Source organism: Aeromonas sp. QDB54 (assembly GCF_027707385.1).
GTDB classification, from domain to species: domain Bacteria; phylum Pseudomonadota; class Gammaproteobacteria; order Enterobacterales; family Aeromonadaceae; genus Aeromonas; species Aeromonas hydrophila.
This window is the reverse complement of the sequence record NZ_JAPCIT010000017.1, coordinates 48,516-71,084: the sequence shown is the minus strand read 5'-3', so window position 1 is coordinate 71,084 and position 22,569 is coordinate 48,516. Positions and strand designations below refer to the sequence as shown.

The 22,569-nt window shown below is 62.9% G+C and carries 16 protein-coding genes; 6 read left to right on the top strand and 10 right to left on the bottom strand.

What is annotated here, in order from left to right; all coding sequences use genetic code 11:
• Positions 1-43 precede the first annotated feature (43 nt).
• The 5 genes from nuoM (at position 44) to PG881_RS16670 (ending at position 7,382) form a co-directional block, all read left to right on the top strand.
• Positions 44-1,564: an NADH-quinone oxidoreductase subunit M gene (nuoM, locus tag PG881_RS16690; RefSeq protein WP_016350413.1), complete on the top strand. Its 1,521-nt coding sequence runs from the start codon at positions 44-46 to the stop codon at positions 1,562-1,564.
• Positions 1,565-1,625: 61 nt separating this feature from the next.
• Positions 1,626-3,089, top strand: coding sequence for an NADH-quinone oxidoreductase subunit NuoN (gene nuoN / locus PG881_RS16685; RefSeq protein ID WP_270801465.1), 1,464 nt, complete (start codon positions 1,626-1,628; stop codon positions 3,087-3,089).
• Between the two features lie 189 nt (positions 3,090-3,278).
• Entirely contained in the window at positions 3,279-4,409 is a 1,131-nt protein-coding gene (locus tag PG881_RS16680; protein WP_270801462.1) for an FIST signal transduction protein, read from the top strand.
• Positions 4,406-5,854, top strand: coding sequence for an HD domain-containing phosphohydrolase (locus PG881_RS16675; RefSeq protein WP_270801459.1), 1,449 nt, complete (start codon positions 4,406-4,408; stop codon positions 5,852-5,854). Before PG881_RS16680 ends, PG881_RS16675 begins: the two co-directional genes overlap by 4 nt.
• Position 5,855: 1 nt before the next feature.
• The gene (locus PG881_RS16670) at positions 5,856-7,382 is read left to right on the top strand and encodes an HD domain-containing phosphohydrolase (protein ID WP_270801456.1); all 1,527 of its coding nucleotides are present in this window, start codon (positions 5,856-5,858) and stop codon (positions 7,380-7,382) included.
• Between the two features lie 60 nt (positions 7,383-7,442).
• On the opposite strand, the gene purL is transcribed toward PG881_RS16670, so the two are convergent.
• On the bottom strand, positions 7,443-11,348 hold the full coding sequence (gene purL / locus PG881_RS16665) for a phosphoribosylformylglycinamidine synthase (RefSeq protein WP_270801453.1): 3,906 nt from the start codon (positions 11,346-11,348) through the stop codon (positions 7,443-7,445).
• A gap of 149 nt (positions 11,349-11,497) precedes the next feature.
• Between purL and mltF the strand changes: the two genes are divergently transcribed.
• Positions 11,498-12,988 (top strand): membrane-bound lytic murein transglycosylase MltF, encoded by a 1,491-nt coding sequence (gene mltF, locus PG881_RS16660; protein WP_011705651.1) that lies wholly within the window; start codon positions 11,498-11,500, stop codon positions 12,986-12,988.
• Positions 12,989-13,346: 358 nt separating this feature from the next.
• Here the strand turns inward: mltF and PG881_RS16655 are convergent, their stop codons facing one another.
• From PG881_RS16655 to PG881_RS16615, 9 genes are all read right to left on the bottom strand, one after another.
• Positions 13,347-13,580, bottom strand: coding sequence for a zinc ribbon domain-containing protein (locus PG881_RS16655; RefSeq protein ID WP_270801450.1), 234 nt, complete (start codon positions 13,578-13,580; stop codon positions 13,347-13,349).
• A gap of 103 nt (positions 13,581-13,683) precedes the next feature.
• Positions 13,684-15,183 (bottom strand): ribosome biogenesis GTPase Der, encoded by a 1,500-nt coding sequence (gene der, locus PG881_RS16650; protein WP_011705649.1) that lies wholly within the window; start codon positions 15,181-15,183, stop codon positions 13,684-13,686.
• 74 nt (positions 15,184-15,257) lie between these two features.
• A complete protein-coding gene (bamB, locus tag PG881_RS16645; RefSeq protein ID WP_270801447.1) occupies positions 15,258-16,442 on the bottom strand; it encodes an outer membrane protein assembly factor BamB in 1,185 nt (394 codons plus the stop codon).
• Positions 16,435-17,085: a YfgM family protein gene (locus PG881_RS16640; protein ID WP_016350407.1), complete on the bottom strand. Its 651-nt coding sequence runs from the start codon at positions 17,083-17,085 to the stop codon at positions 16,435-16,437. Before PG881_RS16640 ends, bamB begins: the two co-directional genes overlap by 8 nt.
• A 3-nt stretch (positions 17,086-17,088) precedes the next feature.
• Positions 17,089-18,366 carry a histidine--tRNA ligase gene (gene hisS / locus PG881_RS16635; protein ID WP_011705646.1) on the bottom strand — a complete coding sequence of 426 codons (1,278 nt, stop codon included), beginning with the start codon at positions 18,364-18,366 and terminating at the stop codon, positions 17,089-17,091.
• A gap of 138 nt (positions 18,367-18,504) precedes the next feature.
• Positions 18,505-19,620: a flavodoxin-dependent (E)-4-hydroxy-3-methylbut-2-enyl-diphosphate synthase gene (gene ispG, locus PG881_RS16630; RefSeq protein WP_016350405.1), complete on the bottom strand. Its 1,116-nt coding sequence runs from the start codon at positions 19,618-19,620 to the stop codon at positions 18,505-18,507.
• 10 nt (positions 19,621-19,630) lie between these two features.
• The gene (locus PG881_RS16625) at positions 19,631-20,569 is read right to left on the bottom strand and encodes a RodZ domain-containing protein (protein ID WP_270801442.1); all 939 of its coding nucleotides are present in this window, start codon (positions 20,567-20,569) and stop codon (positions 19,631-19,633) included.
• Positions 20,559-21,350, bottom strand: a complete 792-nt coding sequence (gene tapF / locus PG881_RS16620) for a PilW family type IVa pilus biogenesis/stability lipoprotein TapF (protein WP_011705643.1) — start codon at positions 21,348-21,350, stop codon at positions 20,559-20,561. The genes PG881_RS16625 and tapF overlap by 11 nt, the downstream gene beginning before the upstream one ends.
• Positions 21,351-21,362: 12 nt before the next feature.
• The gene (locus PG881_RS16615; RefSeq protein WP_011705642.1) at positions 21,363-22,466 is read right to left on the bottom strand and encodes a bifunctional tRNA (adenosine(37)-C2)-methyltransferase TrmG/ribosomal RNA large subunit methyltransferase RlmN; all 1,104 of its coding nucleotides are present in this window, start codon (positions 22,464-22,466) and stop codon (positions 21,363-21,365) included.
• Positions 22,467-22,569 lie beyond the last annotated feature (103 nt).

Below are 22,569 nucleotides of genomic sequence, written 5' to 3'. Positions count from 1 at the left end.
ACGGGCCTGCACAGTGACTAGAACATAGACGAGAGCTGATATCGTGACCTTACTCTGGATCTTGTTAATACCCTTCATCGGCGGTCTGCTCTGTTGGCAGACCGAGCGATTCGGCGAGTACTTCGTACGCTGGGTCGCCCTGCTGTCGATGAGCGCCTGCCTGCTGCTCTCCTGCGCCATCTGGTGGAGCGGTGACTTCACCCTGGCAGCCCAGGGCGGCGTGCCCGTCTGGGCCGCCGAACTGCAACTGCCCTGGATCCCCCGCTTCGGCATCTCATTGCACCTGGCGGTGGATGGCTTGTCGCTGTTGATGGTGATCCTTACCTGCTTCATCGGCGTGCTGGCCATCCTCTGTTCCTGGAAGGAAATCGTGCAGCGCATCGGCTTCTTCCACCTCAACCTGCTGTGGATTTTGGGTGGCGTGCTCGGCGTCTTCATGGCGCTGGACCTGTTCCTGTTCTTCTTCTTCTGGGAGATGATGCTGGTACCGATGTACTTCCTGATTGCGCTGTGGGGCCACTCGGTCACCGACGGCAAATCCCGGATCAACGCCGCCACCAAGTTCTTCATCTACACCCAGGTCAGCGGCCTCATCATGCTGGTCGCCATCCTGGGCCTGGTGCTGACTCACCATGCCGCCACCGGCGTGTTCACCTTTGACTATCAGGACTTGCTGAATACCCCGATGAGCAAGGGTGTGCAGTGGCTGCTGATGCTGGGCTTCTTCATCGCCTTCGCGGTCAAGATGCCGCTGGTGCCGCTGCACGGCTGGCTGCCGGATGCCCACAGCCAGGCACCGACCGCGGGTTCCGTGGACTTGGCGGGGATCCTGCTAAAAACCGCCGCCTACGGTCTGCTGCGCTTCGCCCTGCCGCTGTTCCCCGAGGCGTCCGCCGAATTTGCCCCCTACGCCATGGTGCTGGGTCTCATCGGCATCGTCTACGGCGCCATCGTGGCATTCGCCCAGACCGACATCAAGCGGCTGGTGGCCTACACCAGCATCTCCCACATGGGCTTCGTGATGATCGCCATCTACTCTGGCAGCGAGCTGGCCCTGCAGGGCGCCGTGGTACAGATGATCGCCCACGGCCTCTCCGCCGCCGGCCTCTTCATCCTGTGCGGTCAGCTCTACGAGCGGCTGCACACCCGGGACCTGCGCCTGATGGGCGGGCTGTGGGGCCGTCTGCGCTACCTGCCCGGCGTGATGCTGTTCTTCTCGGTCGCCTCTCTGGGGATGCCGGGCACCGGCAACTTCGTCGGCGAGTTCCTGATCCTCATCGGCAGCTTCCAGGTTGCCCCCGTGCTCACCATCATCGCCACCTTCGGGCTGGTGCTGGCCTCGGTCTACTCCCTCATCATGCTGCAGCGCGCCTGCTTCGGTACCCCCAAGGACGAGAGCGTCCTCAAGGGGCTCGACAGCCGCGAGCTGGTGATGATGATGACCATTGCCGGTCTTTTGGTGCTGCTCGGTGTCTATCCCCAACCTGTGCTCGACACCGCGGGCAACAGCCTGCTGAGCGTGCTGCACTGGTACGCCCTGCCCTTCGCAGGAGCATTGCAATGAAAGTGACCGCTGTTAAACCGCTGGCCCTGTTGCCTTCCTTGTCCCTTACAGGAGCACTGCAATGACCTTCACCGCTTCGCAACTGCTGGCCCTGCTGCCCCTGTTGCTGACAACCGGGGCCATGGTGGCCCTGATGCTGGCCATCGCCTGGAAACGGTGCGATGACACCGCCTTCGTGGTCACCATTGCCGGCCTCAACCTGGCGCTCTTCTCCCTGCCCATCGTGATGGCGCAAGGAGATCAGGGGGTCACCCCGCTGCTGCAGATCGATGGCTACGCCGTCTTCTACATGGGGCTGGTGCTCATCGGCGCCCTGGCGACCTGTACCTTCGGCCGCTCCTGGCTCAAGGGCTATCCGGACAACCGGGAAGAGTTCTACCTGCTGCTGCTGATCGCCACCGCCGGTGGCCTGGTGCTGGCCGGCTCCCGTCACCTCGCCTCCCTGTTCATCGGGATCGAGATGCTGACCCTGCCGATGTTCGGTCTGGTGGGCTACGCCTATCGCGAGCGCCACTCGCTGGAGGCCAGCATCAAGTATATGGTGCTCTCCGCCGCCGCCACCGCCTTCCTGCTGTTCGGCATGGCGCTGCTCTATGCCCAGGCCGGCAGCCTGAGCTTCAGCGATCTGGGGCTGACCCTGGCCACCACCCCGGCCCACCACCCATTGCTGATGGGCGGTCTGGGTCTGATGCTGGTTGGCTTTGCCTTCAAGCTCTCTCTGGCGCCGTTCCACCTCTGGACCCCGGACGTGTACGAAGGGGCGCCGGCCCCGGTAGCCACCTTCCTAGCCACCGTCAGCAAGATCGCGGTGTTCTGCGTGCTGCTGCGCTTCTATCTGGCGGTGCCTGCCGCCGCGGATCCCATGCTCCACTGGCTGCTGGCCGCCATGGCGGTGGTCTCCATCGTCATCGGCAACCTGCTGGCTCTGCTGCAGACCAACATCAAGCGGATGATGGGCTACTCCTCCATCTCCCACTTCGGTTACCTGCTGGCGGTGATCGTGGCGAGCCGTCTCGGCCAGATGCCGGTGGAAGCGGCCGGCGTCTATCTGCTGATGTATCTGTTCACCAGCCTGGGGGCCTTCGGCGTCATCAGCATGATGTCCAGCCCCTATCGCGGCAAGGATGCGGACTCCCTGCACAGCTACCGCGGCCTGTTCTGGCGTCGTCCCTACCTGACCGCCGTGCTGACCGTGATGATGCTCTCGCTGGCCGGTATCCCCATGACGCTCGGCTTCATCGGCAAGTTCTACCTGATCGGGGTGACCGTCGATGCGAAGCTGTGGTGGCTCTCCGGCGCCATCGTGCTCGGCAGTGCGCTGGGTCTCTACTACTACCTGCGGGTCATGGTCACCCTCTACCTGCGCGAGCCAGGCATGCAGCTGCGCGACGCCAAGGGGGACTGGGCCATCACCTCCGGTGGTCTGGTGGTGCTGCTCTCCGCCGCGCTGGTGGTGGCGCTGGGTCTCTATCCCCAGCCGGTCATCAGCCTGGTGCAGGGCTTCCAGAACGTGGTGCTGCACTGATTTCACTCCACTTCAAAAACCGGCCCAAGTGGCCGGTTTTTTTATCTGCTCAAAGCGGGATGCCTGACCAGCTGTCTCAAATTTATCTGCCTTTATAACGGCTTATGGCTACTTGCCGGACACGACCGGGTATCCACCGCGCCCCCCTTGCTGATATATTGATGATTGGCAGGAAAGGAGTTCCGAGCGATGATGCAGCCCGCGTTTCATTCATTCGATACGCAGCCACTGGCCGAGGTACTGCGCCCCTATCGTGGCCAGCGGCTCGACGTCTTGCTGGCCGAGCAGGATGCAGAGCACGTAGCCGACCTGCAGCAGCAATGTAGCCACCTCGAAATACAACTAAGCGGCGCCCTCTTTCCGCGCCTCCTCAGCCGTCACGGCTTTCATGAGCGCGGCGCCTGGCTGCTGCCGCGCCCGGCCTCCCACGTCCCGCTGCTCATCCCGCTCGATCCCGTCGCCAGCGTCGATGAGCAGGCCCGTATCCTCTGCGACGCGCTGGCCCCTCGTCTTGCACAGTGGCCGTCAGCCGAAGGCATACCGACCCTCTTTCTGACCTTCGATGCCATGATCCCCAACATCGCCTCCCTCCTCGAGGGGATCTATCTGCATCTCGCGGACAGGGTCCACTATGCCGGCGTCAATGCCGGCAGTGGCCAGTTTCGCCCCATGCCCTGCCTGTTCGACAACCACAGGTTGCTGGAACAGGCGGTCTGCTGCACCCTGCTGCCCCATCGCAGCTACCCCCTGCTCGAGCACGGCTATCAGCTCACCGCCCAGCCCATGCTGGCTACCAGCAGCGAGGGCAACAAGATCTCCTTCATCGATTGGCAGCCCGCCTTCAGCCGCTACCAGTCCCTGGTCCAGCAACAGTTCCAGCAGCGCCTGACTCCGGAGCAGTTCTACCAGTACGGCGTCCACCTGCCGCTTGGGCTGCTGCGGGCCAACGGCGACGTCATCGTGCGCATCCCGGTCGCCGTCACCGACGAGGGGGCGCTGCTCTGCGTCGGGGAAGTGCCGGATCACAGCATCCTCACCCTGCTCAAGGCGCCGCACAGCCCGACCGCCCACGCCATCGAGCTGGCCGAAAAGCTGAGCCGGCACGGGGCGCCGGAGCGCCTCGAGATCTACTACTGCGCCGGCCGCCAGCAGCACTTCGGCGAACAAAGCACCTTGGAGCTGGAGACCCTCTTCAGCCACAGCGGCGCCCACCAGCTGGTCGGCGCCCTCTCCCTTGGCGAGATTGGCAGCCTGCGGCCGGGGGACTATCCGCTGTTTCACAACGGCGCCATTCTCTGCAATGGGGAGGGATTGCGATGAACAACGACCACGCCATGGCCATCGTCTGCGATCTCGCCCTCTGCATCGGCCGCGAGGTCACGCTGGATGCCCTGCTGACCAAGGTGCTGCAGCGCTTTCTGTTTCACTGCGCCTGCCCGGTCGGGCTGGTGCTGCAGCAGTTGCCGCAGGGGGAGTACAAGATCATCAAGGCGATCGGCGATGAGCAGCTGCTTCGCCATCAGGGAGAGCCGCTCGCGCTGCCCCACTGGGTCAGCGACGGGGAGCAGTGCATCCTGCGGGCAGCGCTGCCGCTGCCAGGCTCGCGCCCCTACCCGTTTGCCTATCGGCTGCGGATCGAGGGGGGCTACCTGATGCTGCTGCTCTCCCCCAATGCGGAGCTGCAGGGGGAACAGCTCTGCCACCTGTTCAGCCCCATCCTCGGCAACCTGGCCCGCGCCATCCAGCTGTGCCGGGACAGCGAGCTGCTGGCCCTGCGCCAGCAGGCGGAGCTGGTCGACATGCAGCGCTTCAACGAATCCCTGCTCAAGGCAATCCCCATCCCGGTGTTCTACAAGGATGTCGAGGGACGCTTCATCAGCTGCAACCCGACCTTTACCCAGATCACCGGCATCAGCAAGGCCGAGCTGCAGGGCAAGCGGGTGGACGAGATCCTCCCCCCCGAGATGGCCGACGAATACACCCAGCGCGACCTGGAGGTGCTGCGCAGCAGGCAGCCGCAATATTTCGAGCACACCCTGTTTGATCGCAGCGGCCACCGCTATCAGGTGCTCAACTTCAAGGATCTCTTCTACGACCATCAAGGTGAGGTGGCCGGCATCATCGGCGCCCTGGTCGACATCACCCATATCAAGGAGAGCGAGCAGCAACAACGCACCCTGCTGTTCCAGACCATAGCGGCACTCTCCTCCGCCATCGCCCACAAGTATCCCGGCACCGCGGGCCACGAGCAGCGTGTGCACGATCTCGCACTGGCCATCGGCCAGCATCTGCAACTTTCCCAAGAACGCCTCGACGGGCTGGGCCTCGCCGCCATGGTGCACAACATAGGCCTGTTGCAGATCCCGGCGGAAATCCTCACCCGCCCCCGCGCATTGAGGGAGGTGGAGTTCGAGCTCATCAAGCAGCACCCGCAGGCGGGCTGTGAAATCCTGCAGCAAATAGACTTCCCCTGGCCCATCACCGCCATCGTGCAGCAGCACCATGAGAACCTGGACGGCAGCGGTTATCCGCAGGGGCTGCAGGGGGATGCCATCTCGCTGGAAGCGCGCATCATCCGGGTGGCCGATTCGCTCGCCGCCATGACGGCCCACCGCCCGTTCCGGCGAGCCATGTCCCTCACCGATGCCTTTGCCGAACTGACCCGCTATGCCGGCGTCCACTATGACGAGCAGGTGGTCAGCGCCTGCTTCGCCGTGTGGCAGGCGGGCTATCGCTTTGCCCCCCCTTTGACCGAGGCAGGATGAAATGAGCTCAAGACCCGCATCGCCCTTTCCCCCGCTGCCCACGGCCGCCCTGCTTGGCCAGGTGATGGATCAGCTGCCCTACCGGGTGCTGCTCAAAGACACCCGCTCCGTCTTCATCGCCTGCAACCGGCTGCTGGCAGACGATCTCGCCCTCACCCCGGCCGAACTGGTCGGCAAGTGCGATGCCGACTTCTTCCCGGCCGAACTGGCCAAGCGCTACCGGGATGACGATCTGAAGGTCATGGCCAGCGGCACCACCCAGCGCCATGAAGAGCCCTATCTGAAGGGGGGCGAGGCCCGCTGGCTCAGCACCACCAAGTTTCCTCTGCACGACGAGCTGGGCCAGGTGGTCGGGGTCGGTGTCTTCTTCGACGACATCACCGAGAAGAAACAGCAGCAGGAGCGGTTGCAACAATACACCTGGACCCTGGAGGCCATCGGCCGCGCCCACCACGCCATGCTCAAGCAGGATGATGAGCAGACCCTGTTGCAGGAGATCTGCGACGCCATCACCTTCGACGGCCGCTTTCCCCTGGTCACCGTGCTGCAGGAAAACAGTGACCAGCACACGCTGCAGGTGCTGGCGCAGGCGGGCAACGCGGTCTGGTTTGCCAGCGACGACTGGCTAACCCGGGATCCCGCCCTGCATCAGGCCATCGGCACCGGGACGCCGTGCAACGAAGCCCTGGCCAGCGCGCTGGTACACCACTCGGCCACCCTGCGCGCCCGTCTGCTGCTGCCGCTGCAGTGGCACGCCGGCGGGCATGGCGGCCTGCTCATTCACAGTGAACAGGCCCGCCCGTTCACCGACGAAGAGGTGCACCTCTTCAGCCAGCTGGCGGACTACCTTGCCTACGGCCTGCAGGCCCGCGCGACCCAGCAGGCCTATCTCACAGCCCAGCGCGACAAGGTGCTGCACGCCCGCCAGCTGGAGCTGGCGCTGGAAGATGCCCTCGGTGCCATTGCCGCCGTGCTGGAGCAACGCGATCCTTACACCGCCGGCCACCAGAAGCATGTCGCCACCCTGGCGCTGGCCATCGGCCGCGAGCTGAAGCTGGACGAGAAGCGGCTGCGGGGGCTCTATCTGGGGGCCATGGTGCACGACATCGGCAAGATCCAGGTGCCACTCGATATCCTCACCAAACCGGGCCGGCTGACCCCGCAGGAGTTCAACCTGGTCAAGGAGCATCCGGGCGCTGGCTATCAGGTGCTCAAGGACATCGCCCTGCCCTGGCCCGTCGCCCAGATGATCCACCAGCACCACGAGTTCATCGACGGCTCCGGCTACCCGGCGGGGCTCAAGGGCGAGCAGATCCTGCTGGAGGCCCGCATCCTCACGGTGGCCGACATCGTGGAGTCCATGTCCTCCGATCGTCCCTACCGCGCCGCCCTCGGCATTCCCCAGGCCAGGGCCCACATCATCGAACTGCGTGGCAGCAAGCTGGATGCAGCGGTAGTGGATGCCTGCCTGCGCATCCTCGATCGCGGGGATTTCACCCCCCATGAGCTGGGTCACGGCCAGTTCTAACGGGCAAGCCGCCATAAAAAAACCGGCCACAGGGGCCGGTTTTTTGTTTGCGATGCGCGCTTAACCCAGACGTACCCGGGCGTTGCGGAACATCCGCATCCAGGCGCCATCCTCGCCCCAGTTGTCCGGGTGCCAGGAGTTGGCCACGGTGCGGAACACCCGCTCCGGGTGCGGCATCATGATGGTGGCACGGCCATCTGTGGTGGTGACGGCAGTGATACCCGCCGGAGCGCCGTTCGGGTTGGCCGGGTACTGCTCGGTCACCTGACCGCGGTTGTCGACGAAACGCAGCCCCACCAGTCCGCTCTGTTGCAGCGCAGCCAGGTGAGCGGCATCGCGCACCTCCACTCGCCCTTCCCCGTGGGAGACGGCGATAGGCATCACCGAGCCTGCCATGCCGGCGAAGAAGGCCGACGGGGAGTCCTGCACTTCCACCAGGCTGAAGCGGGCCTCGAAGCGCTCGGAGCGGTTGCGCACGAAGCGTGGCCACAGATCGGCACCCGGGATCAGCTCGCGCAGGTTGGACATCATCTGGCAACCGTTGCACACACCCAGGGAGAGGGTGTCGCCGCGCTCGAAGAAGCGCTGGAACTGCTCGCGAGCACCATCGTTGAACAGGATGGACTTGGCCCAGCCTTCGCCCGCCCCCAGCACATCGCCGTAGGAGAAGCCGCCACAGGCTACCAAGCTCTGGAACGCATCCAGCTTGATGCGCCCCTCGAGGATGTCGCTCATGTGCACGTCCACCGCCGCAAAGCCGGCGCGGTCAAACGCCGCCGCCATCTCCACGTGGGAGTTGACCCCCTGCTCGCGCAGCACCGCCAGACGGGGGGAGACCCCGCGGGCAATGTAAGGAGCAGCCACATCCTCGGCCGGGTTGAAGCAGAGCTTGGCCTGCAGGCCCGGATCGGCTGCGTCCTGACGGGCGGCATGCTCCTGATCCGCGCACTCCGGGTTGTCGCGCAGGCGCTGCATCTGCCAGCTGGTCTCGCCCCAGATGGTACGCAGGGCGGTACGGCTGGCGCGGTAGACCTCCTGACCGGCCCGCTGCAGGGTGATGAGATCCCCCTCGCGCACCGTGCCGAGCACGTGGGAGCAAGCCGCCAGACCGTGACCGGCCAGCAGGGTCATCACCGCTTCTTTATCTTCACGACGCACCTGGATGACGGCGCCCAGCTCCTCGTTGAACAGGGCCGGCAGCAGCTCGCCACCGATGCGATCCAGCTGCAGGTCGAGGCCGCAGTGGCCAGCGAAGGCCATCTCCACCAGGGTGACAAACAGGCCGCCGTCGGAGCGGTCGTGGTAGGCGACGAGTTTGCGATCGCTCACCAGCGCCTGGATGGCGTTGAAGAAGCCCTTGAGCTGGACCGGGTTGTCCAGATCCGGCGCCTTGTCACCCAGCTGGCGATAGACCTGGGCCAGGGCGGACGCACCGAGGCGCTGCTTGCCGTTGCCAAGGTCGATGAGGATAAGGTCAGTCTCACCGAGATCGGTTCGCAGCTGTGGCGTGACGGTATTGCGCACGTCCTCCACCCGGGCAAAGGCCGAGATGAGCAGGGAGAGCGGCGAGGTGACGCTGTGCTCCTTGCCATCCTGCTGCCAGCGGGTCTTCATGGACATGGAGTCCTTGCCCACCGGGATGGTGATGCCAAGGGCCGGGCAGAGCTCCTCGCCCACCGCCTTGACCGCCTCATAGAGGCCGGCATCTTCGCCCGGGTGACCGGCAGCGGCCATCCAGTTGGCGGAGAGCTTGACCCGCTTGAGCGAGCCGATGTGGGCCGGCGCCAGGTTGGTGAGCGCTTCCGCCACCGCCATGCGAGCGGAGGCGGCGTGGGAGAGCAGCGCCACCGGGGTGCGCTCGCCCATGGACATGGCTTCGCCATGGTAGCTGTCGTAGGTGGCTGCGGTGACGGCGCAGTCAGCCACCGGGATCTGCCAGGGGCCGACCATCTGGTCGCGGTTGACGAGGCCCGTTACGCTGCGATCGCCGATGGTGATGAGGAAGGACTTCTCCGCCACGGTGGGCAGACGCAGCACCCGCTCAGCAGCTTCACCCAAGGTGATGCCATCGAGCATCAGCGGCTTGCCCTGCGCCGGCAGGCTTGCAACCTCGCGGTGCATCTTGGGAGTCTTGCCCAGCAGCACGTCCAGCGGCAGATCGATGGGGTGGTTGTCAAAGTGCTCATCCGAGAGAGTGAGATGCTTCTCTTCGGTGGCGCTGCCGATGACGGCATAGGGGGCGCGCTCGCGCTCGCACAGCGCCTTGAACAGCGGCAGCTTCTCCTTGGCCACCGCCAGTACGTAGCGCTCCTGGGATTCGTTGCACCAGATCTCGAGCGGGCTCATGCCCGGCTCGTCGTTCGGGATGGCGCGCAAGTCGAAACGACCGCCGCGATCGCCGTCGCTCACCAGCTCCGGCATGGCGTTGGAGAGGCCACCGGCACCCACGTCGTGGATGAAGACGATGGGGTTGTCGTCACCCAGCTGCCAGCAGCGATCGATCACCTCCTGGCAACGGCGCTCCATCTCGGGGTTGTCGCGCTGCACCGAGGCAAAGTCGAGATCTTCTGCCGACTGGCCGGAGGCCATGCTTGATGCGGCGCCGCCACCCAGACCGATGTTCATGGCCGGGCCGCCCAGCACGATGAGGGCAGCCCCCACAGGGATCTCCCCTTTCTGGACGTGCTCGCTGCGGATGTTACCGATACCGCCCGCCAGCATGATGGGCTTGTGGTAGCCGCGCACCTCGACGCCGTTGTGGCTCGGCACCTGCTCTTCGAAGGTACGGAAGTAGCCGAGAATGGCCGGACGGCCGAACTCGTTGTTGAAGGCGGCGCCGCCGAGTGGCCCCTCCTGCATGATGTCAAACGCACTGACGATGCGGCTCGGCTTGCCGAAATCCTGCTCCCAGGGCTGCTCGAAGCCGGGGATGCGCAGGTTGGAGACCGAGAAGCCCACCAGACCCGCCTTGGGCTTGGCACCGCGACCGGTGGCACCCTCATCGCGAATTTCGCCGCCGGAGCCGGTGGCGGCGCCCGGGAACGGGGAGATGGCAGTCGGGTGGTTGTGGGTCTCCACCTTCATCAGGATGTCGACGCGTTCCTGATGATAGTGATACTCGCCGCTGGCGGGGCTCGGGAAGAAGCGGCCACCCTGGCTCCCTTCCATCACCGCGGCGTTGTCTTTATAGGCAGACAGGACATGATCCGGCGTCTGCTCGAAGGTGTTCTTGATCATTTTGAACAGCGACTTGGGCTGCTGCTCACCGTCGATGGTCCAGTCGGCGTTGAAGATCTTGTGGCGGCAGTGCTCGGAGTTCGCCTGGGCAAACATGTAGAGCTCGATGTCGTTGGGGTTGCGGCCCAGACGCTGGAAGTTCTCCACCAGGTAGTCAATCTCGTCGTCGGCCAGTGCCAGACCGAGCGCCACGTTGGCCTCGGCCAGCGCGGCGCGACCACCGCCCAGCACATCCACCTGGGTGAAGGGGCGCGGCTCGTGATGGGCAAACAGGGCGGCGGCCTCGTTCATCTCGCCAAACACCGTCTCCATCATGCGATCGTGCAGCACGGCGGCCACGTCGGCACGCTGGGCGGCGCTCAGCTCACCCTTAGCCTGCACGTAATAGGCAATACCACGTTCGAGCCGCTTGACCTGATTCAGGCCGCAGTTGTGGGCGATGTCGGTTGCTTTGGAAGACCAGGGGGAGATAGTGCCGGGGCGGGGGGTAACGAGAAACAGCTGACCGCTGGGGGTGTGTTCGGGGATGGTCGGGCCGTAGCGCAGGAGCTGGCCCAAGGTCGCTCGCTCCGGGGGCGACAACGGGCTCGAGAGCTCGGCAAAGTGCACGTATTCGGCATAGACATCCTCTATCTCTACTCCTCTCTCCTGTTTCATCTGCGCGAAGCGTTGCAGCAGTTTTTGGACACGAAACTCAGACAGTGCGGGGGCACCACGCAAGATATCCATATGACCTTTCTCACCAAGTGTTGAAGTGGGGGGGAATTGAGACGCGCGTATTATAGGGATCAGGCCCATGCCGGACAAACGTTTTTCTTGTTTTTCCCAGTGTGACTCGGTGCACACTCTCTGGTATAAAGGTGCCTCTTTTTTGACAAATGCCGATTTTTTCAACAAGGGTACTCACCTACTTGCGCTGCATTTTTCGACTGTTTATCGGGCTGACGTTGCTGCTGACCCTGGTCGGTTGCGACTTCTACACCCCCTCCAGCCAGCTGGAGCAGATCCGCCAGCGAGGCGAGATCCGGGTTGGCACCATCTACGGCCCCACCTCTTATTACCAGCGTGACGACACCGCCCAGGGGTTCGATTACGAGCTGGCGCAGAGTTATGCCGACTGGCTGGGGGTCAAGCTGACCATAGTGCCGGTCTACTCCACCGCCGAGCTGGTGGAACTGCTGAGAAAGGGCAAGCTGGATCTGGCTGCCGCCGCCATCGTGGTCACCCCGGAGCGGCGCCAGCTGTTTCGCTTCGGCCCCGGCTTCTACCAGGTCTCCCCCAAGCTGGTCTATCGCAACGGCTCTCCCAAGCCCAAGGACATCGGCGATCTCAAGGGCAACATAGTGGTGCCGGCCGGTTCCACCGGCGAAGATCTGCTCAAGGAGCTCGCCAAGCAGTACCCCAACCTGAAGTGGAGCACCAATCGGGATGCCGACGTGGAGGAGCTGCTCAAGCAGGTGGCCGACGGCAAGATTGACTACACGGTGGTGCAGGATACCGTGCTGGCCCGCACCCAGCGCTACTACCCCGAGCTCACCGAGGGGATGACCCTGGCCAAGAACCAGACCGTGGCCTGGGCCATGACCAAGCTGCCGGACGACAGCCTCTACGCCAGCATCATCGACTTCTTCGGCCAGCGCTTCATGGACGGCGCCATCGCCAAGCTCGACGAGAAGTACTTCGGTCACGTGCAGAATTTCGACTTCGTCGACACCCGCACCTTCCTGCAGCGGGCCAAGAGCCTGCTGCCCAAGTATCAGGATCTGTTCAAGACCCACGCCAACGTGGTGGACTGGCGCCTGCTGGCCGCCATCAGCTATCAGGAATCCCACTGGGATCCGGAGGCGCGCTCCTACACCGGGGTGCGCGGCATGATGATGCTGACCGAGCCCACCGCCAAGGCGATGGGGGTCAACAACCGGCTGCACCCGGAGGAGAGCATCAAGGGCGGCGCCCGTTATCTGGAGCAGATGATGGAGAAGGTGCCGGCTTCGGTACCCGATGATGAGAAGGTGTGGTTTGCCCTTACCGCCTACAACATCGGTTACGGCCACATGATGGATGCCCGCCGCCTGACCAAGGAGCTCGGCAAGAATCCCGATGCCTGGAGCGATGTGAAAGAGGTGCTGCCGCTGCTGCAGCAGTCGCGCTGGCATCGCAAGGTACGCTACGGCTATGCCCGTGGCGGCGAGGCGCGCAACTACGTCAACAACGTGCGCCAGTACTACCAGAGCCTGCTCTGGCTCGACAACGAGCAGCAGAAAGCCCACCGCCGTGAAGAGCTGGACGATGACGACAGCAGCGAGCCGCCCAGTGCCGAGCGCCCCACCGTCATCGCCGAAGTGGTCAAGCAGATCACCCTGCGCTGATCCCTTGTTGACAGGTTTGTTTTTCGGGTGGTTTCTCTGTTACCATCCGACCATACCGGAGCCTATCCGAAATTGTTTTTATCGCGCTATTTCATCCACTTGCACTCGGGATGACAGCACTTTCAGATAGGCTCCCATCATCACCCAAGGCCGGGATGGCCACCCAATGGGAGGAGACCAAGATGCGAGCTCGCAGAAGAACGACACTGGTCAGAAAAGCAAAGTGCGGCTGGAGCCCCAGACGCAAACTCAAGCTCAATGACATCAAACGCAAGATATGGCGGCGAAACCGCTCCTTCACCTTGCTGATAGCAGAACACACAGCATAAACCCGGCAATCGCCGGGTTTTTTATCGCCTCAATTCCCCGCCAGCGGGCTCACCTCAAAGACCACTGCCCGCTTCGATACCAGGCTGTTGCAGTGATTGCAGAAGTAATCCACCGCGCCGCAGGCCTTGAGCCGCTCCAGCTCCTGCCGGCAGGTCGGGCAGAGGGCCCGGATCTGGAAACGGGCCTGGCACTGGTTACAGGTGGTCTCGCGGCTGCGACTGTCCAGCTCGCCCTGACAGGCAGGGCAGTGAAGGTGGCTCATGGTTGGCTCCTTGCAAAGTGAATGTGCAGTGGGCCCACCCACTGCACATTCCCCTCCCCTGGCCCCAGAAAAAACGGCTGCCGGTGAGGGCAGCCGCTGGGCCTTATTTCTTGGCTTTGGCCTTGAGCAGGCGCTTGCGTTGACGCTCCTGGCTCAGGGTCAGGGTATTTTTCTTGCCCTCGAACGGGTTGGCCGACTCCTGGAACTCGACCCGGACCGGCGTCCCCATGATCTTCAGCGACTTGCGGAAGTAGTTGATGAGGTAGCGCTTGTAGGAATCCGGCAAGTCATTGAGCTGGTTGCCGTGGATCACGATGCGCGGCGGGTTGTAGCCACCGGCGTGGGCATATTTGAGCTTGACCCGACGACCGTTCACCATCGGCGGCTGGTGGTCTTCCTGCGCCATCTGCATGATGCGGGTCAGCATGGCGGTGCTGGTACGGCGGGTGGCAGACTGGTAGGCCTCCTGAATGGATTCGAACAGGTGGCCAACCCCGCTGCCGTGCAGGGCGGAGATGAAGTGCACGCGGGCGAAGTCGATGAAGCCCAGACGACGATCGAGCTCGTTCTTGACGTCCTCTTTCACCTTCTGATCCAGACCATCCCACTTGTTCACCACCAGTACCACGGAGCGGCCGGTGTTGAGCACGAAACCGAGGATGCTCAAGTCCTGATCGGTGATGGTCTCCTGGGCGTCGATCACCAGCAGGCAGACGTTGGCATCTTCAATCGCCTTGAGGGTCTTGATGACGGAGAACTTCTCCACCGTCTCGTGCACCTTGCCGCGACGACGCACGCCGGCGGTGTCGATGATGACGTACTTCTGCTCGTCACGCTCCATCGGGATGTAGACGGAGTCGCGGGTAGTCCCCGGCATGTCATAGACGATGACTCGATCTTCACCCAGCATGCGGTTGGTCAGGGTGGATTTGCCGACGTTGGGGCGACCGACGATGGCAAACTTGATGGGCAGGTCAGCGAACGGCGTCTCCTTGGTGTCTTCCTTGGTGTCCAGTTCACCGGCAGCCACCATGCGCAGCAGGGCTTCTTCGTCGAAGTCCTCTTCTTCCTCATCCTGCGCGGTTTCTTGTGTGGCGGCGTCGACCAGGGTCTCCAGATGGGGGGCCAGCGCCAGCTCCAGCAGGCTCAGTACGCCACGACCGTGGGCGGCCGCCATCTGGTAGACCTCGCCCAGGGCCAGACCGTAGAACTCGGACACGGCGGAATCACCGTCGATGCCGTCGGTCTTGTTGGCCACCAGAAACACCTTCTTGTGGGTCTTGCGCAGGTGCTCGGCGATGGCCTGATCCGCCGCGGTCAAACCGGCACGGGCATCCACCATGAACAGCACCACGTCGGCCTCTTCGATGGCCAGCAGGGACTGTTCGGCCATCTTCAGCTCGATCCCCTCTTCGGTGCCATCGATACCGCCGGTATCCACCACGATAAATTCCAGCTCGCCCAACTTCGCCTGGCCGTACTTGCGGTCCCGGGTCAGACCGGGGAAGTCAGCCACCAGGGCATCCCGGGTACGGGTCAGGCGGTTAAACAGGGTGGATTTCCCCACGTTGGGGCGGCCCACCAGGGCTACTACAGGAGTCATAAAAGCCTCATTCTCAAGACGACAAAGGCTCCGGGTCCGAAGACCAGGAGCCGGATATTCAGATTGACGGGCGATCAGGGACGCTTGATAGCGTACAACTTGCCGCCACGGCTCTGCACATACAGGGTGTCACCATCCACCAGAGGGGCGGCGTACAGACCACTGCTGTCGAGCTGCTGCATGGCCTTGATGGTACCGTCGGTACGATCCAGCCAATACAGGTAACCTTCCACATCGCCGACCACCACATAGTCACCCAGGATGACGGGGGCGGTCACGGTGCGGTTTTCCAGCTGGGTATTGGACCACAGCTCGAGACCATTGCGACGGTCGACCGCAAACAGGTGGCTGCGGCTGTCGGTCAGCACGATGGCATTGCCGGTCACCGCCATGTCGCGGTAGCCGGAATACTTGCGCTTCCATACCTCGTCACCGGTCATCAGCTTGCGCGCCATCAGCTGGCCATTATAGGCGATGGCATAGAGCTCATCGCCGGCGATCAGCGGGGTGGCGTCCACGTCGACCATCCGATCCAGTTCGGTGGCACCGCGCGGGTCGGCGACCTTGGACTGGCGCACCGGCTGACCATTGCTGAGCAGGGCGATGCCCACCTTGCCATCGGCGCGGCCGTACAGCACGGCACCGTTGGTGATGATGGGGGCGCCGGCGCTGCGCAGGGTCAACGGCGGCTGTTCTTCCGCCAGGGTCCACTGCAGCTTGCCTTCATCGGTATCGAGCGCCACCAGACGACCCGAGGTGGTCAGCACCACCACCCGACCATCTTCGACGGCAGGGCTCGCCACCACTTCACCCGGCACCGAAGTCTGCCACAGCACTTCGCCGTTCTCCTGGTTCAGGGCGTAGACCACCCCGTTCTCGGAACCCAGGAACAGCTTGCCGTAACGGGATACCAGGCCACCGGAGAGACGGGCGCTGCGCTTGTCGGCGTTGATCGGCAAGTCAGCCAGCTCCACGCTCCACAGCTCCTTGCCGCTTTCGCGGTCAAAGGCGGTCACGTCGCCATCGCGAGCGGCGGCATAGATGCGCTCCTCTTCCACCACCGGCTTGAGCTGGGAGTAGAAGTCGCCGATGCCGTCACCCACCGAGGAGGACCAGCTGGTATCGGCCGTGAAAGCGGACTCGACCTTGGGCAACGGCGCCATCGGGTTGAGATCCTCTTCCGAACTGAACAGGGAGCACCCCTGCAGGGCGAAGGAGACCGCAGCCCCCAACACCACCATCTTGAACAGATTACGCATCCGGAGCCTCACCCGTGGTCACCGCTGGCAACGCCAGATCGTCCATTTTCAGCTTGAGCTCGGCGCTGCCCTGCAGGCCGCCGGCATCGGCCGCCGCCTGATAGGCATCGCGCGCCTCTTCGGCCTTGCCCTGCTTGAGCAGCACGTCGCCGCGCACTTCCGCGACCTGGGCCTTGAAGGCATCGTTGTTGATCTTGCCAAGCTGGGCCAGCGCCTCGTCAGCCTTGCCCTGATCGTTCAGAACCCGGGCCAGACGCAGGGCAGCGATGGGACGGATGCTCTCGTCACCGCTGGTGGCCACCTGGGTCAGCTGCTCGGCAGCCAGATCCAGCTTGCCGGCCTTGACGGCGGCGGCGGCCAGCTGCAAGGCAGCCAGTTCGGCATAGGAGTCACCCTTGTGGGCGCTGATGAAGCTTTGCGCCTGCTCGAAGCCGGCGGCATCACCCTTGGCCAGCTGGGCGGCCATCTCGTTGTAAGCCTGGGAGGCGGTCTCCTGGCTGGTCTGCTGATGCTCGTTGTAGTAGCGCCAGCCAAAGAGTCCAACCAGACCGATAACAGTTCCTGCGATCACCGAGGTTCCGTTCTCTTTCCACCAGCTCTTGATGACCTCAACCTGTTGTTCTTCGGTGGTATAAACTTCCACAGCTTACTCTCCTTTGGCTGCCAGCAGGGCAATGGCGGCGTCGACCGTGACGGTCTGTTGCTCGGCCTGGCCACGCAGATATTTGATGGTGATCTCCCCGTTTTGCACCTCGGTCTCGCCAAGGATCAGGGCAATGGCCGCGCCGCTCTTGTCGGCACGCTTGAGTTGTTTCTTGAAGTTGCCGCCGCCGCAGTGGCTCATCAGGCGCAAGTCAGGCAGGGCATCGCGCAGCCGCTCGGCCAGCTGGAAACCGGCCTGTTCAGTGCCCTCGCCCACCATGGCCAGGTAGACATCCACCGCCGGCCGGATATCGCCGTTGAGCTCGAGGGTCTCGAGCATCAGCACCAGTCGCTCCATGCCCATGGCGAAACCCACAGCCGGCGTCGGCTGACCACCGAGCTGCTCCACCAGACCGTCGTAGCGACCACCGGCACAGACGGTGCCCTGAGCGCCCAGACTGTTGGTGACCCACTCGAACACGGTGAGGTTGTAGTAGTCGAGGCCGCGCACCAGCCGCTCGTTCACTTCGTACTGGATGCCGGCGGATTCGAGCAGGCGCTTGAGCCCCTCGAAGTGGGCCAGGCTCTCTTCACCCAGGTGATCGAACAGGCGCGGGGCACCCACCAGAATGGCTTGTACCTTCTCGTCCTTGGAGTCCAGCACCCGCAGCGGGTTGCTGTACATGCGGCGCTGGCTCTCTTCGTCCAGCTGATCCTTGTACTGCTCCAGGTAGGCCACCAGCGCATCGCGGTAGGCGGCGCGTTCGCTGCTCTGACCGAGGGTGTTGAGCTGCAGGGTCACGTGTTCGCTGATGCCGAACAGACGCCACAGGCGGTGGGTCAGCATGATGAGCTCGGCATCGATGTCCGGCCCGTTGATGCCGAACAACTCGACCCCGAACTGGTGGAACTGGCGATAGCGGCCCTTCTGGGGACGCTCGTGACGGAACATGGGGCCCATGTACCACATCCGGCGTTCCTGGTTGTAAAGCAGACCGTGCTCGATGCCGGCACGCACGCAGCTGGCGGTGCCTTCCGGGCGCAGACTCAGGCTGTCGCCGTTGCGGTCTTCAAAGGTGTACATCTCTTTTTCGACCACGTCGGTCACTTCACCGATGGCGCGCTTGAACAGATGGGTCTGCTCGACAATCGGCATGCGCACTTCGCTGTAGCCATAGCTGGCCACGACCTGGCGCAGGATCTGTTCTACTTTCTGCCATACCGGGCTCTGCTCCGGCAGGCAATCATTCATACCGCGAATAGCTTGGATCTGTTTTGCCACGTTGATACTCGAGAAAAAGAGGTAAAATTTGGCCGCATTATAGGGATTTTCGACCCCGAGGTAAAATCAGGGTATTCCAATGCGGGATGTAAAATCAGCAACCTAAAGACAGGGCCACCCTGAGTGGCCCTTGGTTGCTCAACCCTCGTCCACCTGGATCTGGTTGGCCGGATCCAGCATGGCGGCCCGTGCGCGGATGCGGCGCTCCAGGGTCGGGATGAGATCCTTGTTGTCGAGCCGGTCCACCCGCTGACCACCCTCGTAGAAGGCACTCTTGTTGGCCGCACCCGCCAGACCCAGATCCGAGACCAGCGCCTCGCCAGGACCATTCACCACGCAACCGATGATGGATACATCCATCGGGGTGATGATGTCTTCCAGCCGCTCTTCCAGGGCGTTGACCGTGCCGATGACGTCGAACTCCTGGCGGGAGCAGGAGGGACAGGCGATGAAGTTGATGCCGCGGGAACGGATGCGCAGGGATTTCAGGATGTCGAAACCCACCTTGATCTCTTCCACCGGATCGGCCGCCAGCGAGATCCGCAGGGTGTCGCCGATGCCTTCGCTCAGCAGCATGCCAAGACCGATGGCGGACTTCACCGCGCCGGCGCGAAAACCGCCCGCTTCGGTGATGCCCAAATGCAGCGGCTGTTCAATCTGTTTGGCCAGCAGGCGATAGGCGCCGACTGCCAGGAAGACGTCGGACGCCTTGACGCTCACCTTGAAGTTGTCGAAGTTCAGGCGATCCAGATAGTCCACGTGGCGCATGGCTGACTCGAGCAGCGCCTCCGGGGTCGGTTCACCGTACTTCTCCTGAATGTCTTTCTCCAGCGAGCCGCCGTTGACGCCGATGCGGATCGGGATGTTGTAGTGACGGGCGCAGTCGACCACGGCGCGGACCCGCTCCTCGTTGCCGATGTTGCCCGGGTTGATGCGCAGGCAATCGGCACCGTATTCGGCCACTTTCAGGGCGATGCGGTAGTCGAAGTGGATATCGGCGACGATGGGAATGCGGGTCTGCTGCTTGATGAGCTTGAAGGCTTCCGCCGCTTCCATGGTGGGCACCGAGACCCGCACGATGTCGGCGCCAACCCGCTCGATCCGCTGGATCTGCTCGACGGTGGCGGCCACGTCCGTGGTCTTGGTGTTGGTCATGGTCTGCACCGTGATGGGGGCATCGCCCCCAACCGGTACATTACCGACCATGATCTGCCTGGATTTACGACGAATGATGGGAGATTCGTGAGCGGACATGGCGGACAGATTACTCCTGCGGCAGTGAGAGGCGAGCAGTCCGGCCGTTGTTGTAACGGCTCATGTCGATGGACTTGCCCTGATATTCGATATTGACGGCCATGGGCGCACCAATGATGAATTTGAGCGGCTCGGGTCCTTCCAGTACCAGTTCGTCATTGGCCTTCTTGAGGCCGCTGAACAGGGTCTTGCCCTTGGCATCCTTGACATCCAGCCAGCAGTCGGCGGTGAAGCTCATCTTCAGCTGGGGCACCTTGGCCGGCTCGCTCGCGGCGGTGTCGGCAGCCGGTTGCGTGGCAGTGGCGGCAGAGCTCGCAACAGCCGTGGTCGCCACGGCGCTGCTGGCATCGACCGGCAGCGTGGTCGCGGCGGCGCTCGCCACGGGGTCAACCGAGGTCGCGGCCGCAGCGGAAATTGCCGGAGCAACCACAGGGTCAGCCACGTCCACCGCTGGCGGCACGGTGGCGCTCGGGGTGTTGCTGGTTGCGCCCATTTCAGTCGCGGCCAGGGCCTCGTCACCGGCGGAGCGACGGGCCGTGCTCTGCCACCACCAGGCGACGGAGAGCGCGATCAGCACCAGGATCACCAGCCAGGTGACAACCTTGAGGCGGCTGTCGTTGGCCTGCTGACGGGAGCGACGAGAGAAGCTCTGCATGTCGATGTTGTCGGGGGGAGTCAGCCCCAGCTTGTCATAAGCCGCGAGGATGGTCTCTTCCGGGATACCGACCAGCTTGGCATAAGTACGCAGATAACCCCGAATGAAGGTATGGGACGTATGCTTGTCATACGTATCCGATTCGATCGCGGCAATCAGGGCCAGACGAAGGTGAATGCGAGACGCAACCTGTTCTCGTGTCCAGCCGAGCTGTTCACGGGCGTTGCGCAGCAGCTGGCCTGGGCCAACTGCCTGGGAGTCGTCTTGAAAATCGTGTGGCTGTTCAGTAGTCATTGGCTAAGTAACGCTTGGCTTGTTGCGAAGTGGGATATTGCCTTACCAGCTCAGTCCCGAATTGGTGAAGTAGTGCCGGTTTGTCCATGGCCTGCGCCAGCCGCAATCTCAACCAGAGACTGTTCTCGTTCTCGTCTGACACATCGGCAAAACGGGCGAGATAGGCCTGCACATCAGGCAGCTTGCCATCTTTCATGGAAAGCTCCGCCATGTCCAGCAATAACCTTGGATTGCGGGGATTATACCCCAAGGCCAAGCGATAGTACTCGCTTGCTTTATCATTTCTGCGATTTTGCGCGGCGCAAAGTGCCGCGTTTTCATAGGTATCGGCAATCTTGATGTAGTTGGGCTGGCTGACGGCCTGCAGGAAGGCCTTTTCCGCCTCGTCGAAGCGACCACGATTGCAAAGGAAGGCGCCATAGTTGTTCATCGCGTCAGCATTGGACGGATCCATGGCAAGGGCTTTCTTGTAGCTCTCTTCGGCCGCCTTGAAATCTTCCACCTGCTGGTAGAAGTAGGCAAAACCGACGTAAACCTGAGGGTTGGCAGGGTCATACTGCAGCGCACGGTCAAGGTTGAACTTGGCCTGCTCGGCATTGCCCTGTTGCAGATATTGAATACCCAAATCCAGACGGGTCTGGGCTGCCGCCTTGAGATCGGGACCCACTTCACGCTGGGTGGAATTCTGGCCAGCGTAAGTGGTCTCGGTAACACAGCCTGGCAGCGCGCAGAGCGCTGCCACTACGATCAATGTACGTGTATCCATTCCCTGACTATACAATGGCTTAGCAAGTTAAACCATTTTGACGGAAATCCCATCCTGTTGCATCCGATTTTTCATGGTGCGCTTGGTGCGATCGATCACCTCCCCCACCAGCTGGCCGCAGGCTGCATCGATGTCGTCGCCACGGGTCTTGCGGACAATGACAGTGAAGCCATATTCCATCAATACCTTGGAAAAACGGTCGATACGGCTGTTGCTCGGCTTGCCGTAGGGGTTGCCCGGGAAGGGGTTGAACGGGATCAGGTTGATCTTGCTCGGGGTATCCTTGAGCACCTTGGCCAGCTCGTGGGCGTGCTGCATGTCGTCATTGATATGATCGAGCAGCACATATTCCACGGTCACCCGGCCGCCGTTGGCGTTGGACTTGCCGAGGTAGCGACGGACACCGGCGAGGAACTCCTCGATGTTGTACTTGTCGTTGATCGGCATGATCTCGGAGCGCAGCTTGTCGTTGGGCGCGTGCAGGGAGATAGCCAGGGCCACGTCAATCTGGTCGCCCAGCATGTCCAGTGCCGGTACCACGCCGGAGGTGGAGATGGTCACCCGGCGCTTGGAGATGCCGTAGCCGAAGTCGTCCATCATCAGGCGCATGGCCGGCACCACGTTGGCGAGGTTGAGCAGCGGCTCGCCCATCCCCATCATCACCACGTTGGTGATGGGACGCTTGCCGCCGACGATCTTGGCGGCGCGCCATACCTGGCCGATGATCTCGGAGACTTTCAGGTTGCGGTTGAAGCCTTGCTGGGCGGTAGAGCAGAACTTGCACTCCAGGGCACAGCCTACCTGGGAGGAGACGCACAGAGTCGCCCGATCCTCTTCCGGAATGTAGACGGTCTCCACTTCCTGGCCGCCGACCTGCAGCGCCCACTTGATGGTGCCGTCGGAGGAGCGCTGTTCGCGGCTCACTTCCGGCGCCCGGATCTCGGCGATCGCCTTGAGGCGCTCGCGCAGCACCTTGTTGACGTTGTTCATCTGATCGAAATCATCACAACCAAAGTGATAGATCCACTTCATCACCTGATCTGCCCGAAACGGCTTCTCGCCCAGTTCGACGAAGAAGGCGCGCATGGCATCCCGATCAAGATCCAGCAGGTTGGTTTTTGTTTCGCTCATCAAGGGCCTCAGCTCACACACTTCATAAATTATCGGCTGACCTACGTCAGGGGGCGGCATTGTACAAATTATGGGTCCGGCTTTCCACCTGGAGAATAAGTGG

Excerpts from the sequence above, each read along its gene's own strand:
- PG881_RS16675 (WP_270801459.1), top strand. The coding sequence starts at position 4,406 with ATGAACAACGACCACGCCATGGCCATCGTCTGCGATCTCGCCCTCTGC.
- PG881_RS16625 (WP_270801442.1), bottom strand. The coding sequence starts at position 20,569 with ATGACTACTGAACAGCCACACGATTTTCAAGACGACTCCCAGGCAGTT.
- PG881_RS16615 (WP_011705642.1), bottom strand. The coding sequence starts at position 22,466 with ATGAGCGAAACAAAAACCAACCTGCTGGATCTTGATCGGGATGCCATG.
- bamB (WP_270801447.1), bottom strand. The coding sequence starts at position 16,442 with ATGCGTAATCTGTTCAAGATGGTGGTGTTGGGGGCTGCGGTCTCCTTC.
- ispG (WP_016350405.1), bottom strand. The coding sequence starts at position 19,620 with ATGTCCGCTCACGAATCTCCCATCATTCGTCGTAAATCCAGGCAGATC.
- purL (WP_270801453.1), bottom strand. The coding sequence starts at position 11,348 with ATGGATATCTTGCGTGGTGCCCCCGCACTGTCTGAGTTTCGTGTCCAA.
- nuoN (WP_270801465.1), top strand. The coding sequence starts at position 1,626 with ATGACCTTCACCGCTTCGCAACTGCTGGCCCTGCTGCCCCTGTTGCTG.
- PG881_RS16680 (WP_270801462.1), top strand. The coding sequence starts at position 3,279 with ATGATGCAGCCCGCGTTTCATTCATTCGATACGCAGCCACTGGCCGAG.
- der (WP_011705649.1), bottom strand. The coding sequence starts at position 15,183 with ATGACTCCTGTAGTAGCCCTGGTGGGCCGCCCCAACGTGGGGAAATCC.
- PG881_RS16670 (WP_270801456.1), top strand. The coding sequence starts at position 5,856 with ATGAGCTCAAGACCCGCATCGCCCTTTCCCCCGCTGCCCACGGCCGCC.
- PG881_RS16655 (WP_270801450.1), bottom strand. The coding sequence starts at position 13,580 with ATGAGCCACCTTCACTGCCCTGCCTGTCAGGGCGAGCTGGACAGTCGC.
- mltF (WP_011705651.1), top strand. The coding sequence starts at position 11,498 with ATGCCGATTTTTTCAACAAGGGTACTCACCTACTTGCGCTGCATTTTT.